The 13619-nt window shown below is 56.4% G+C and carries 9 protein-coding genes; 6 read left to right on the top strand and 3 right to left on the bottom strand.

Annotation, left to right across the window (positions count from 1 at the left end; all coding sequences use genetic code 11):
* Positions 1–5: 5 nt before the first annotated feature.
* Complete coding sequence (fabI, locus tag BMI79_RS01100) at positions 6–794, top strand: enoyl-ACP reductase FabI (protein WP_076939994.1); 789 nt, start codon at positions 6–8, stop codon at positions 792–794.
* A 280-nt stretch (positions 795–1074) separates the two neighbouring features.
* On the opposite strand, the gene BMI79_RS01095 is transcribed toward fabI, so the two are convergent.
* Positions 1075–1884, bottom strand: a complete 810-nt coding sequence (locus BMI79_RS01095; protein WP_076939993.1) for a helix-turn-helix transcriptional regulator — start codon at positions 1882–1884, stop codon at positions 1075–1077.
* 2 nt (positions 1885–1886) lie between these two features.
* Positions 1887–2435, bottom strand: a complete 549-nt coding sequence (locus BMI79_RS01090) for a kinase inhibitor (protein ID WP_076939992.1) — start codon at positions 2433–2435, stop codon at positions 1887–1889.
* Positions 2436–2691: 256 nt separating this feature from the next.
* Between BMI79_RS01090 and BMI79_RS01085 the strand changes: the two genes are divergently transcribed.
* From BMI79_RS01085 to BMI79_RS01075, 3 genes are all read left to right on the top strand, one after another.
* Complete coding sequence (locus tag BMI79_RS01085; protein WP_076939991.1) at positions 2692–4998, top strand: FdhF/YdeP family oxidoreductase; 2307 nt, start codon at positions 2692–2694, stop codon at positions 4996–4998.
* Between the two features lie 179 nt (positions 4999–5177).
* Complete coding sequence (locus BMI79_RS01080) at positions 5178–7112, top strand: exoribonuclease II (protein WP_076939990.1); 1935 nt, start codon at positions 5178–5180, stop codon at positions 7110–7112.
* A gap of 232 nt (positions 7113–7344) precedes the next feature.
* Complete coding sequence (locus tag BMI79_RS01075; protein WP_076939989.1) at positions 7345–9411, top strand: carbon starvation CstA family protein; 2067 nt, start codon at positions 7345–7347, stop codon at positions 9409–9411.
* A gap of 49 nt (positions 9412–9460) precedes the next feature.
* On the opposite strand, the gene fsa is transcribed toward BMI79_RS01075, so the two are convergent.
* On the bottom strand, positions 9461–10126 hold the full coding sequence (gene fsa, locus BMI79_RS01070; RefSeq protein ID WP_076939988.1) for a fructose-6-phosphate aldolase: 666 nt from the start codon (positions 10124–10126) through the stop codon (positions 9461–9463).
* A gap of 148 nt (positions 10127–10274) precedes the next feature.
* Between fsa and BMI79_RS01065 the strand changes: the two genes are divergently transcribed.
* Positions 10275–11174 carry a glycyl-radical enzyme activating protein gene (locus BMI79_RS01065; protein ID WP_076939987.1) on the top strand — a complete coding sequence of 300 codons (900 nt, stop codon included), beginning with the start codon at positions 10275–10277 and terminating at the stop codon, positions 11172–11174.
* Between the two features lie 4 nt (positions 11175–11178).
* The gene (locus tag BMI79_RS01060; protein WP_076939986.1) at positions 11179–13611 is read left to right on the top strand and encodes a formate C-acetyltransferase/glycerol dehydratase family glycyl radical enzyme; all 2433 of its coding nucleotides are present in this window, start codon (positions 11179–11181) and stop codon (positions 13609–13611) included.
* Positions 13612–13619: the final 8 nt, after the last annotated feature.

The following is a 13619-nucleotide window of genomic DNA, read 5'->3' as shown; positions in this document are numbered from 1 at the left end:
GCCATATGGGTTTTTTAACCGGCAAACGTATTCTGATCACTGGCGTTGCCAGCAAACTTTCCATTGCTTTTGGTATCGCGCAGGCTATGCAACGCGAAGGGGCCGAACTGGCCTTCACCTATCAAAATGAAAAACTCCAACCGCGCGTAGCGGAATTCGCGGCGGCATTGGGTTCCAACCTCGTTCTGGAATGCGACGTGGCGCAGGATGCAAGCATCAGCGCCATGTTTGCCCAACTGGGGCAACACTGGCCCACGTTTGATGGTTTCGTCCACTCGATCGGTTACGCCCCGGCAGATCAATTGGATGGCGATTACGTCAACGCCGTGACGCGTGAAGGCTTTGCCATCGCGCATGACATCAGTTCCTACAGCTTTGTCGCCATGGCCAAGGCGTGCCGTCCTATGCTCAACGCCGGTTCGGCGTTGCTGACGTTGTCTTACCTCGGGGCAGAGCGCGCGATTCCCAACTACAACGTGATGGGCCTGGCAAAAGCCTCGTTGGAGGCCAACGTGCGCTATATGGCCAACGCCATGGGGCCTGAAGGGGTACGCGTTAACGGCATCTCCGCCGGGCCGATCCGCACGCTGGCGGCATCCGGCATCAAGGATTTCCGCAAGATGCTGGCCCATTGCGAGGCCGTAACGCCGATTCGCCGTACCGTCACCACCGAGGACGTGGGGAACACCGCCGCCTTCCTGTGCTCCAACCTGGCGGCCGGTATTTCCGGTGAGATCGTCCACGTTGACGGCGGTTTCAGCATTGCTGCGATGAACGAATTAGAGCTGAAATAACGCGCCAGCCAATGCAACAGGGCTGAATTACTTCGGCCCTGTTTTATCTGCCCTCTGCGTTTTCCAGTACAGATTAAAAGTGACATTGTCACCCAAAACCTACTGCAATAACCACTCCTGTGCCACATCAAAGAAATGCTGTGCCAGCGGGGGCGCACGGCCAAAGTGGCGCTCACGCTCTAGATTACACAGGTAAATCAGCTGCTTAATATCCATGTATCAACCTAGGCGATAAATTCCGCGGTGAAAATATCATTTTGATGTCGCATGTCTGACAAGCTTAGCGATCGCCATTGCGCATAACGCTCCTCAATGCTCGTGGGCTGAGGCCAAAATGCTGGGTAAAGCGCGCGGCAAACCGTGATGCGCAGGCATAGCCACTGCGATAGGCGATCTCCCCGACACTGCGTTTGCTGCTTTGCAATTCATAAAGAGCCTTGTTCATGCGAACGTCCTCCAGGATGGTGCGGAAATGTTGCCCTTCAGCCGCCAGGTGTCGCCGCAGGGTTGAACTGCCCATGTGCAACCGGCTGGCAACCTCATCAACCTGCCAGTGGTGGGAAGGTTCCAGTAAAATGAGTTGCTGTATACGAGCCACCAGAGGATCCTGGCGATCTCCCAGCAGCGTTTCCGCATAACCAGCAAGCTGCAGAGCCAATAATACCCCGTTCAACTGGTGTTCCTGCAGTTGCACGGGGGCACGATCTTTTATGCTACCAAGTAACCCGCCCCACATCCGCTTGGTGTGCTCATCAAACGGAACGCAAAGCTTCGCCTGACCGGCAGACCGAGCATCGGGATTACGGGTTTTGAAGGTGCTCAGGAGCTCTTGGGGAATATAAACAATATCGGAAATATATTCCCCACGCGACGGCGTATTGGCAATGTGGATTTCTACCCCGGCAGGAAACAGAATCAGCGAGTCAACCGCAGCCACTTCAACAAGTTCTCCCCACTGCAGCGTTTTACGTCCCTGGCGCACGTGACAGATCGCAGGCGAAAACAGCCTGACACGATGTAATTCATGAGCACCGCGAGCCACCAAGACCTGCAGGGCCAGCTTTTGTTCAGTGTAATTCAGTTGCTGCATTCTCAACGCCCGTAAATCGCTTCCAATCGTGTGGTGGCCAATGCATTAGCCTTCAGCATAAAACCCACCATTGCGCCACTGCTGGTATTGTCGATCGGTAAATGTGCCGTTTTTAACGCCCAGACGGTAAATTGGTAGCGATGCGCTGGCGTCCCTTCCGGTGGACAAGCCCCACCAAACCCGGCATAGCCAAAATCATTACGCCCTTGCACCGCTCCCGGTGGCAGATTTTGATTATCCACATTACCCGCACCGGCAGGTAGAGCCCGCACATACGCAGGAATATTCACCACCGTCCAGTGCCACCAGCCACTTCCCGTGGGCGCATCGGGATCAAAAGCGGTCACGGCAAAACTCTTCGTCCCCGGTGGGACGTGAGCCCAAGCCAACTGTGGCGAAACGTTCCCCCCCTGGCAGCCAAACCCCTGGAAAACCTGTGCGCTAGCCAGCGGTTTACCCGCCTCCATATCGCTACTGCTCACGCTGAATCCCTCTGCCTCAGCCCCTAACGCGATCGCCATCAGCCCTAAACCCAATATCATCTGCTTCATGTTATCTCTCCTGTAATCCGTCAGGACAGCGTAACGAATCGTGCCGGGCAACATTATGCAGAAACGCTCTGTTTGTATGCCATAACGACCATGAGTACAAGGAGAGGAATTGCCAGCGATAAATACCCTCTATGCCATCATTACGCCATTCGATTAGACACCCCACCTGCCTGCCTCTAAACTTGTGACATAAACGCCCAAAGCACTTAAAAAATTGCTTACTTATTTGCAACAATAATCACCTGCGAAGTAAAAAATGAAATTCAAACCGTCAATCAAGCCTTATCGCGGCGCGGCAGGTGGCTGGGGCTCATTAGAAGCCACCACCCGCTATGTGTTCGACAGCAAACAACCGCTGAAAAACCTGCGCAACCTGCTGCGCGTTAATAAAGCGCGCGGTTTCGACTGCCCTGGCTGTGCCTGGGGCGATGACAACCACAGCACCTTCAGTTTCTGCGAAAACGGAGCCAAAGCCGTCAGTTGGGAAGCTACGCGTAATGCGGTTGAACCAGCCTTTTTCGCCGCGCACAGCGTTAGCAAGCTACTGCAGCAAAGCGACTATTTTCTAGAATATCAGGGGCGTCTCACTCATCCGATGCGCTATGACGCGGTCAGCGATCGTTATCACCCTATCAGTTGGCCGGCAGCTTTTGCGCTGATTGCCCAGCACATCCATCAAATGGACAACCCTAGCCAGATCGAGCTTTATACCTCTGGACGCACCAGCAACGAGGCGTCTTATGTTTATCAGCTGTTTGGTCGCATGCTGGGCACCAGCAACTTCCCCGACTGTTCCAACATGTGTCACGAAGCCAGCGGCATTGGCCTCAAACAAAGCATCGGCGTGGGTAAAGGCACCATCCGCATGCAGGACTTTGAGCAAGCCGATGCTATTTTTGTGTTTGGCCAGAATCCGGGTACCAACCACCCACGCATGTTGCACAGCCTGAAGCAGGCCGTCAGTCGTGGCGCACGCATTGTCAGTTTCAACACGCTACGCGAACGAGGATTGGAGCGTTTTACCGACCCGCAAAACCCACTGCAGATGCTGACGCCAACATCCTCCCCCATCAGTTCGGCCTATTTCCAGCCCAATCTCGGCGGCGATCTGGCTGCAGTACGCGGCATCGTGAAAGCGCTGCTGGAAACCCATCGTCAGCGGCTGGCGGAGGGGCAAGCCGGGCTGTTCGACCGGGTGTTTATTGAACAGCACTGCATCGGTGTTGAAGAATATCTGGCACAGGTGGATGCCAGCGCTTGGTCGCACATTACGCAGCAATCAGGCCTGAGCGAAAGCCAGCTACGCCAGGCGGCAGCAATCTATCAGAGCGCCAAACGCGTGATCTGCACATGGGCGATGGGGATCACCCAACATAAACATTCGGTAGCGACGGTGCGTGAAATCACCAATCTGCAACTGCTGTTTGGCCAGTTGGGTAAACCGGGGGCAGGATTGTGCCCGGTGCGCGGCCACAGCAATGTGCAAGGTAATCGCACTATGGGTATTGATGAAAAAGCACCCAAAGCGCTGCTCGATAGCCTGGCGCAGCGTTTCGGTTTCACGCCGTGCCGCGAGGCTGGGCATAACACGGTGGAAGCGCTCGAAGCCATGCTGCGCGGTGAGGTTAAAGTGCTGCTGGCTCTCGGCGGTAACCTGGCGGCAGCCGCGCCGGATACCAAGCGCACCGCACAGGCCCTGCGCAACTGCGAACTGACGGTGCACATCAGCACCAAGCTGAACCGCAGCCACCTGATCACCGGGAAAGAGGCGTTGATCTTGCCCGCTCTGGGGCGCACCGAGCTGGATCTGCAGGCCAGCGGGCCGCAGTTCATTACGGTGGAAGATTCATTCAGCATGGTGCATGCCTCGGAAGGCATCGGCAAGCCGCTATCCGAAAATCAACGTTCGGAAACCGCCATTGTCTGCGGCATTGCCGATGCGGTGCTGGGTAGCGAAACGCTGGACTGGCTGGCGCTGGCCGATGACTATTCGCTGATCCGCGATCATATTCAGGCCACCCTGCCCGGCTTTGACAACTTCAACCAGCGCTGCGAACAACCCGGCGGTTTTTATCTGGGCAATGCCGCCGCGGAACTGCGTTTCGCAACGCCAAGCGGCAAGGCACAGTTCAGCGCCGCAGCGCTGCCAGAAACGCTGCGTGCCCATCCAACTGCAGAACTGGCCCCCTTTACGCTGCAGACCCTGCGTTCACACGATCAGTACAACACCACTATTTATGGGCTGGATGACCGCTATCGGGGGGTCTATGGCCAGCGGGAAGTACTGTTTATCCATCCGCAAGATTTGGCAGAGCTTGGTCTACAGGAAGGTGAATTGGTGGAAATTGAAACCCTATGGCATGACGGCGTGGTGCGCAAAGTCAGCGGCTTCAAGCTGGTCAGCTACGCGATACCACGTGGTAACCTGGCCGCTTACTATCCCGAGACCAATCCATTAGTGCCTCTAACCAGTTTTGGTGATGGCACCGGTACGCCCACCTCCAAATCCATTCCGGTAACGATCCGCCGCTGCGCCAGCGCGCCTGCGTGGCGCATCGCCTGATATTGCTGGCAAACCTTGGCTGAAAACCAAGGTTTGCCAATGAATTATTCTTGACCGTTCCGCAACGTTCCCCCGGATGAACACAGTAAAAACGTGACGTTAGGCTTGCCCAGAGCAGGTGATTCGCGTAAAACTGTCTGCCGCAAATCTTGCCACTCACAACCCATTCACTGGACGATATGTTTCAAGATAACCCGCTGCTGGCGCAGCTTAAACAGCAACTTCACTCTCAAACCCCGCGTGTTGAAGGCGTAGTAAAAGGGACTGAGAAAGGTTTTGGCTTTTTAGAGGTCGACGGTCAGAAAAGTTACTTTATTCCACCGCCGTACATGAAAAAAGTCATGCATGGGGATCGTATCGTCGCCACTCTGCACACCGAAAAAGATCGCGAAATCGCCGAGCCAGAAACCCTGGTTGAGCCGTTTCTGTCGCGTTTTGTCGGCCGAGTGCAGAAAAAAGACGATCGCCTGTCCATCGTGCCCGATCATCCTATGCTGAAAGACGCAATTCAGTGCCGTCCAGTGCGTGAAGTAACCCGTGACTTCCAGCCCGGCGACTGGGCAGTGGCGGAAATGCGCCGCCATCCGCTGAAAGGCGATCGCGGTTTTTACGCCGATCTGACGCAGTTCATCACCGACGGCGAAGACCATTTCGCCCCTTGGTGGGTAACGCTGGCGCGCCATAATCTGGAAAAAGAAGCACCAGAGATGATCGCCATCAGCGAAGCGGATACCACCCTGCCGCGTGAAGATCTCACCGCGCTGGATTTTGTCACTATCGACAGCGCCAGCACCGAAGATATGGACGATGCGCTGTACGTGCAGGATAACGGCGACGGCACGCTGCAGTTGACCATCGCCATTGCCGATCCTACCGCTTACGTCGAGCAAGGCAGCAACCTGGATGACATCGCCCGCAAACGTGCGTTCACCAACTACCTGCCGGGCTTCAATATTCCGATGTTGCCGCGCGATCTGTCCGACAACCTGTGTTCGCTGCGCCCCAACGAGCGCCGGCCGGTGTTGGCTTGCCGTGTGACGATCGCCGCCGACGGCGCATTGGGGAACGATATTCGCTTCTTCGCCGCGGAGATCGAATCCAAGGCCAAACTGGTTTATGACGAAGTCTCGGACTGGCTGGACGGCATTGCAGGTTGGCAGCCGCCAAACGAGGTGATCGCGCAGCAGATCACCTTGCTCAAAAAGGTGTGCGATGCCCGTAGTACCTGGCGCCACCAGCACGCGCTGGTGTTTAAAGATCGCCCAGACTATCGTTTTGTGCTCGGTGAAAAAGGTGACGTGCTGGACATCGTTACCGAACAGCGCCGCACGGCCAACCGTATCGTTGAAGAGTGTATGATTGCCGCCAACGTCTGTGCCGCCCTGGTGCTGCGCGATCGCCTCGGCTTTGGCATCTACAACGTTCATAACGGTTTTGATCCGGCACTGGTTGAACAGGCGGTTAACGTGCTGCAGACCAACGCGGTGGAAGCCGAAGCGGCCAAACTGCTGACGCTGGACGGGTTCTGCGAACTGCGCCGGCATCTTGATGCACAGCCGACGCAGTTCCTTGATAGCCGCATTCGCCGTTTCCAGACGTTTGCAGAGATCAGCACCGCTCCTGGCCCGCACTTTGGCCTGGGGCTGGAAGCCTATGCCACCTGGACGTCGCCAATCCGCAAATACGGTGACATGGTCAACCATCGCCTGCTGAAAGCCATTATCAGCGAGCAAGCGGCCAGCAAACCTTCAGATGAAGTGACCACACAGTTGGCTGAACGCCGCCGTCTGAACCGCATGGCCGAACGCGACGTTGGCGACTGGCTGTATGCGCGCTTCCTGAAAGACAAAGCGGGCAGCGATGAACGCTTCACGGCAGAGATCATCGACGTGACGCGCGGCGGCCTGCGCGTGCGCCTGTTGGAGAACGGCGCGGTCGCCTTTATTCCAGCACCGTTCATTCATGCAGTGCGTGATGAACTGGTATGCAGCCAGGAAACCGGCATGGTGCAGGTGAAAGGCGAAATGGTTTATCGCCAGAGCGATACCCTGCAGGTCAACATCGCCGAAGTACGCATGGAAACCCGCAGCGTGATTGCCAAACCCGTTGCATAACTGAACCACAAAACCTCAGGGCGATACCGCGGTATCGCCCTTTTTTATGCTATCACGCTCGCCACTTCCCCTGTCACATCACCTTGTTTTTTCAATAAACGCCCGCTGAGTTCACAGTTTTCATCTGACTGACTTCTCTTCACGCTTAAAATCCCTATTTTTAACCTGCCACTCACTTTTACTTACGAAACATTACTTTTGTCTACTTCTACACAACAAGGAGTTGTGGAACATGAAAAACGTCAAGTCCGGCATTATCTGGCTTGCGGTGGCGTTACTTGGCGCCTTCGCTTTTGCCATGCTGGCACTCAGCCGTGGGGAGCACGTCAACGCTGTCTGGCTGGTGATCGCCGCCGTTGCCTGTTACAGCATTGCTTATCGCTTCTACAGCCTGTTTATTGCCAAAAACGTCTTTGAACTGGACGATCGTCGGCTGACTCCGGCGGAACGTCATAACGATGGCCTGGACTATGTCCCCACCAACAAGTGGGTTCTGTTCGGCCACCACTTTGCTGCCATTGCCGGTGCCGGCCCGCTGGTTGGGCCGATCCTGGCGGCGCAGATGGGCTTTCTGCCGGGCACCATCTGGATCCTGGTCGGCGTGATGATGGCCGGTGCGGTGCAGGATTTCCTGATCCTGTTTATCTCCACCCGCCGCGATGGGCGCTCGCTCGGCGAAATGGCCAAACAGGAACTGGGGGCCTTTGCCGGGGTGGTCACCATGCTCGGCGCGCTCGGGGTGATGATTATCATCCTGTCGGCGCTGGCTCTGGTGGTAGTGAAAGCGCTGGCGGACAGCCCGTGGGGCCTGTTCACCATTGCTGCCACCATCCCTATCGCGCTGTTTATGGGTGTTTACATGCGTTTTATCCGCCCCGGCAAAATTGCCGAGGTGTCGTTGATCGGCTTTGTGCTGATGATGGCGGCCATTATCTATGGCGGTAACGTGGCGCAGCATCCTTATTGGGGGCCGTTCTTTACCCTGCACGGCACCACCCTGACCTGGGTGCTGGTGATTTATGGCTTTATCGCTTCAGTGTTGCCAGTGTGGCTGTTGCTGGCACCGCGTGATTATCTGTCTACTTTCCTCAAGATCGGTGTGATCGTCGGGTTGGCAGTGGGCATCGTGTTCGCCATGCCAGAAATGAAAATGCCCGCGGTGTCGCGCTTTATCGACGGCAGCGGCCCGGTCTTTGCCGGCTCACTGTTCCCGTTCCTGTTTATCACCATTGCCTGCGGCGCCATTTCCGGCTTCCACGCCCTGGTTTCCAGCGGTACCACACCGAAACTGGTGGAACGTGAAAGCCATATCCGCTTTATCGGCTATGGCGCAATGCTGATGGAATCCTTTGTGGCGATCATGGCGCTTATTTGTGCCTCGGTGATCGACCCGGGCGTTTACTTTGCTATGAACTCCCCGGCGGCGCTGATCGGCACCACGGTGGAAAATGCGTCACAGGTGATCAACGGTTGGGGCTTTATGATCACCCCTGAGGCGCTGACGCAAATCGCCAAGGACGTGGGTGAAAACTCCGTGCTGTCGCGGGCTGGTGGTGCACCGACCTTCGCCGTTGGCATGGCGCATATCATCACCGAAGTGTTCAACAGCCGCACCATGATGGCTTTCTGGTATCACTTCGCCATTCTGTTTGAGGCGTTGTTTATTCTGACCGCCGTCGATGCCGGTACCCGCGCCTGCCGCTTTATGGTGCAGGATCTGGTAGGCATCGCCGTTCCACGCCTGGCTAACAACCGCTCCTGGTTCGGTAACCTGGCGGGAACCACCGTCGCGGTATCCGGCTGGGGTTTCTTCGTCTATCAAGGGGTGGTTGATCCGTTGGGCGGTATCAACACCCTATGGCCGCTGTTCGGTATCGGTAACCAGATGCTGGCTTCGATGGCGCTGATCCTCGGCACCGTGGTGCTGTTCAAAATGAAGAAGCAGCGTTACGCCTGGGTGACCATTCTGCCTACCATCTGGCTGTTTATTACCTCAATGACCGCCGGCTGGCAGAAGATCTTCCACGAAAAACCGAGCATTGGCTTCCTGGCGCAGGCGAAAAAATTCTCTGCCGGGATTGAACAAGGCACGCTGATCGCGCCGGCAAAATCGCTGAAAGACATGGAAACCATCGTGTTCAGCAACCAGATTAACGCCGCGTTGTGCGCCTTCTTCATGCTGGTTGCGGTCACCATGCTGATCTCTGCTTTCTTTGTGATCCGCCGTGCGATGAACTCAAACACGCCGACGGTGCGCGAAAGCACTATCGTTCTGCGTGAAGAGACCGGGCGTATCTGAACACGCTAGAAGAGTAAATCAAGGGCGGCTTAGTGCCGCCCATCAACCATCAGCTCAGCAAAGTGGTACCAAACGCGCCCTGCCAGTCCTGTTCAAACTTCTCTACCGCCGCCTGTACAGCCGGGGTGCCAATAAACTGTTCGGCCACGTCTACCGGTAGGGTGATCGACTGGCAGCCCGCCAGCAGGCACTCCAACGCCTGACGCGGCGTTTTGAAGCTGGCTGCCAGCACCTTGGCATGAGGAGCATGCAGATTAAGCAACTGCTGCAGTTCATGAACCATTGCAATGCCATCACCGCCCTGCGCATCCAGGCGGTTAACGTAAGGTGCGACATATTCCGCCCCCGCCAACGCCCCCAGCAATCCTTGGCCTGCACCGTAAACCGCCGTACCCAGCGTGGGGATCGACATCGCTTTAAGTTTTTTGATCGCCGCTAAACCTTCTGCCGTAACCGGGATCTTCACCACCAGCCCCGGCACCCGCTGATTCAGCAGCACGGCTTCCGCTACCATGCGCTCCGCATCGCTGGCCATCACCTGCGCAAACAGTTTGCCAGTACCGCCGAGCGCATCGCGCAAAGCGGGCAATACTTCCCAAATCGGCTTCCGCTCTTTGGCCACAATGCTCGGGTTGGTGGTCACACCGTGCAGCGGCAGCACCCGCGCCAGACGTTTCACGGCAGTGACATCGGCAGTATCAAGATAAAGTTCCATATCGGTCTCCTGATTATTTTATAAACAAATTCAGACTCTCATCATAATAAGGCAAAAAGGCCCTCGATATTTGATTAAAATCAATACAGGCTTCATTCGAAAGATATTAAATTTACGTAAGAAGATAATCTAACTTCACAGGTGAAAAATGCTTTTCAATCTGCAGCGCTATTCCACACATGATGGCCCAGGCATCCGCAGCGTGGTGTTCCTTAAAGGATGCTCTCTGGGTTGCCGCTGGTGCCAGAACCCGGAAAGCCGTTCACGCCAGCAGGAATTGCTGTTCGATGAACGCCTGTGCCTGGCTGGCTGTACCCTGTGCAGCGAACGTTGCCCGCACGCCATTACGCGCACGCCAGAAACGCTGATGATTCAGCGTACGCAGCTCACCGCCGCTGATTTTGAGGCACTGAACGGTTGTTGCCCCACCGGCGCGCTGAGCATTTGCGGCAATGCGCTCGATCTCGACGCCGTAATGGCCGAAGTGCTGCGCGATAAGCCCTTCTATCTGCGCACCGGCGGTGGCCTGACGCTTTCCGGCGGTGAACCTTTTATGCAACCGGAGATCGCCGCAGCCCTGCTCAAGCGTGGACGCGAGGCCGGTATTCATACGGCGGTAGAATCCTGCCTGCACACGCCGTGGTCATATATTGCGCCGTCACTGCCCTGGCTTGATCTGATGCTGGCCGACCTCAAGCATGTTGACGAGGTGCGCTTCAAACAATGGACCGACGGTTCCGCCAAACGGGTGATGGACAACTTCCGCCGCTTGGCGGCGGCAGGCACCGCGATCACCGTAAGGGTGCCGTTGATCCCCGAGTTCAACGCCGATCGCGCCTCGATCCGTGCCATTACCGACTTTGCCGCCGACGAGGTTGGCGTGAAAGAAATTCATTTTCTACCGTACCACACGCTGGGCATCAATAAATACCACCTGCTCGATGTGCCTTATCACGCTTCCCGTACCCCATTGGACGATCCTGAACTGCTGGCTTATGCCGAAGATTACGCCAGCGCGAAAGGCTTGACCGCCATTTTACGAGGATAACATTATGACAACGCTGGATCTGACTACCCTGACCGAACGCACCCAGGCGCATAAGAACGCGCTGATCCATATCGTTAAACCCCCGGTCTGCACCGAGCGCGCACAGCATTACACCGAAACCTACCGGCAGCATCAGGATAAACCGCTGCCGGTGCGGCGTGCACTGGCGCTGGCTAACCACTTGGCAAACCGCACTATCTGGATCAAAAACGACGAGTTGATCATCGGCAACCAGGCCAGCGAACTGCGCGCTGCGCCGATCTTCCCGGAATACACCGTCAGTTGGATCGAAAGCGAAATTGACGAATTAGCCGATCGCCCTGGCGCGGGCTTTTCCGTCAGTGAAGAGAACAAAGCGATACTGCATAAGCTGTGCCCATGGTGGCGCGGGCAAACCGTGCAGGATCGCTGCTACGGCATGTTCACCGATGAGCAGAAAGCGCTACTGGCAACCGGGATCATCAAAGCAGAAGGTAATATGACTTCTGGCGATGCCCACTTGGCGGTCAACTTCCCGCTGCTATTGGAGAAAGGCCTGGATGGCCTGCGTGACAAGGTCACCGAACGCCGTGGCCGCCTGCAGTTGACCGACTGGGACGATCTGCACAAAGAGCAGTTCCTGAAGGCTATCGATATCTCTCTGGCGGCGTTAAGTGAGCATATTCTGCGCTTCGCCCTGTTGGCCCGCGAGATGGCGCAGGAAGAGAACCGTATCTGGCGCCGCGAAGAGTTGCTGACCATGGCCGCCAACTGTGAACTGATCGCCCACCAGCCACCGCAGACCTTCTGGCAGGCGCTGCAACTGTGCTATTTCATTCAACTGATGCTGCAGATTGAATCCAACGGCCACTCGGTTTCTTTTGGTCGCCTCGATCAGTACCTCTACCCTTGGTATCGTCGCGATGTCGAACTGGAGCAAAACCTGCCGCGTGAACAAGCCATTGAGATGCTGCACAGCTGCTGGCTGAAGCTGCTGGAAGTGAACAAGATCCGTTCCGGTTCGCACTCCAAAGCCTCGGCCGGCAGCCCGCTGTATCAGAACGTGACTATCGGTGGCCAGAAACTGGTGAACGGCCAACCCGTAGATGCGGTCAACCCGCTGTCTTACACCATTCTGGAATCCTGCGGCCGCCTGCGTTCCACCCAGCCCAACCTCAGCGTGCGTTACCACGCCGGGATCAGCAATGACTTCCTCGATGCCTGCGTGCAGGTGATCCGCTGTGGGTTTGGTATGCCTGCGTTCAACAACGATGAGATCGTTATCCCCGAATTTATCAAGCTGGGGGTCGAGCCGCAGGATGCCTACGATTACGCCGCTATCGGCTGTATCGAAACCGCCGTGGGTGGTAAGTGGGGCTATCGCTGCACCGGCATGAGCTTTATCAACTTTGCCCGCGTGATGCTGGCGGCGTTGGAGCAAGGGCGCGATGCCACTTCCGGCAAAATCTTCCTGCCACAGGAACATGCGCTTTCACAGGGCAATTTCCGCCAGTTTGATCAGGTGCTGGAAGCCTGGGATACGCAAATCCGCTACTACACCCGCAAGTCGATCGAGATTGAATGCGTGGTGGATACCGTGCTGGAAGAGAATGCCCACGATATCGTCTGCTCCGCGTTGGTGGATGACTGCATTGAGCGCGGCAAGAGCATCAAACAAGGCGGCGCGAAATATGACTGGGTTTCCGGTTTGCAGGTGGGGATTGCTAACCTCGGCAACAGCCTGGCGGCAGTGCGCAAGCTGGTGTTCGAGCAAGGGATCATCGGCCAGCAGCAGCTGGCACAGGCGTTGGCCAACGACTTCGCCGGGTTGGACGGTGAACAATTGCGCCAACGGCTGATCAACGCCGCACCGAAATACGGTAACGACGTGGATGACGTTGACCAGTTGCTGGTGCGCGCTTATCAGACCTATATCGACGAATTGAAGCAGTATCACAACACGCGCTTCGGCCGTGGCCCGATTGGCGGCACTTACTATGCTGGCACATCCTCCATTTCTGCCAACGTGCCGTTTGGTGCGGCCACCATGGCGACGCCAGACGGCCGTAAAGCTCATACGCCATTGGCGGAGGGGGCCAGCCCGGCTTCAGGCACCGACCATTTGGGGCCAACGGCGGTGTTCAACTCGCTGTCCAAACTGCCGACCGCTTCGATTCTTGGCGGTGTGCTGCTCAACCAGAAGCTGAATCCGTCGACGCTGGAAAACCCGCGCGACCGCGAGAAACTGATGCTGATGCTGCGTACCTTTTTCGAGACCTATCACGGTTGGCACGTGCAGTACAATATTGTCTCGCGGGAAACGCTGCTGGCCGCGAAGCAACATCCTGACCAATATCGTGATTTAGTGGTGCGGGTGGCTGGATATTCTGCCTTCTTTACCGCATTATCCCCAGACGCACAGGATGATATTATCGCGCGCACCGAACATACTCTTTAATCAGTGAA

The sequence above is a fragment of the Serratia oryzae genome (genome assembly GCF_001976145.1).
In the GTDB taxonomy this organism is placed as follows: Bacteria; Pseudomonadota; Gammaproteobacteria; order Enterobacterales; family Enterobacteriaceae; genus Chania; species Chania oryzae.
Note: the sequence above shows the minus strand (reverse complement) of the source record. Positions and strands in the feature narration are given on the sequence as shown.

What these genes read in the sequence shown, in the direction of transcription:
- fabI (WP_076939994.1), top strand. Translation starts at nt 6, where the DNA reads ATGGGTTTTTTAACCGGCAAACGTATTCTGATCACTGGCGTTGCCAGC.
- BMI79_RS01095 (WP_076939993.1), bottom strand. Translation starts at nt 1,884, where the DNA reads ATGCAGCAACTGAATTACACTGAACAAAAGCTGGCCCTGCAGGTCTTG.
- BMI79_RS01090 (WP_076939992.1), bottom strand. Translation starts at nt 2,435, where the DNA reads ATGAAGCAGATGATATTGGGTTTAGGGCTGATGGCGATCGCGTTAGGG.
- BMI79_RS01085 (WP_076939991.1), top strand. Translation starts at nt 2,692, where the DNA reads ATGAAATTCAAACCGTCAATCAAGCCTTATCGCGGCGCGGCAGGTGGC.
- BMI79_RS01080 (WP_076939990.1), top strand. Translation starts at nt 5,178, where the DNA reads ATGTTTCAAGATAACCCGCTGCTGGCGCAGCTTAAACAGCAACTTCAC.
- BMI79_RS01075 (WP_076939989.1), top strand. Translation starts at nt 7,345, where the DNA reads ATGAAAAACGTCAAGTCCGGCATTATCTGGCTTGCGGTGGCGTTACTT.
- fsa (WP_076939988.1), bottom strand. Translation starts at nt 10,126, where the DNA reads ATGGAACTTTATCTTGATACTGCCGATGTCACTGCCGTGAAACGTCTG.
- BMI79_RS01065 (WP_076939987.1), top strand. Translation starts at nt 10,275, where the DNA reads ATGCTTTTCAATCTGCAGCGCTATTCCACACATGATGGCCCAGGCATC.
- BMI79_RS01060 (WP_076939986.1), top strand. Translation starts at nt 11,179, where the DNA reads ATGACAACGCTGGATCTGACTACCCTGACCGAACGCACCCAGGCGCAT.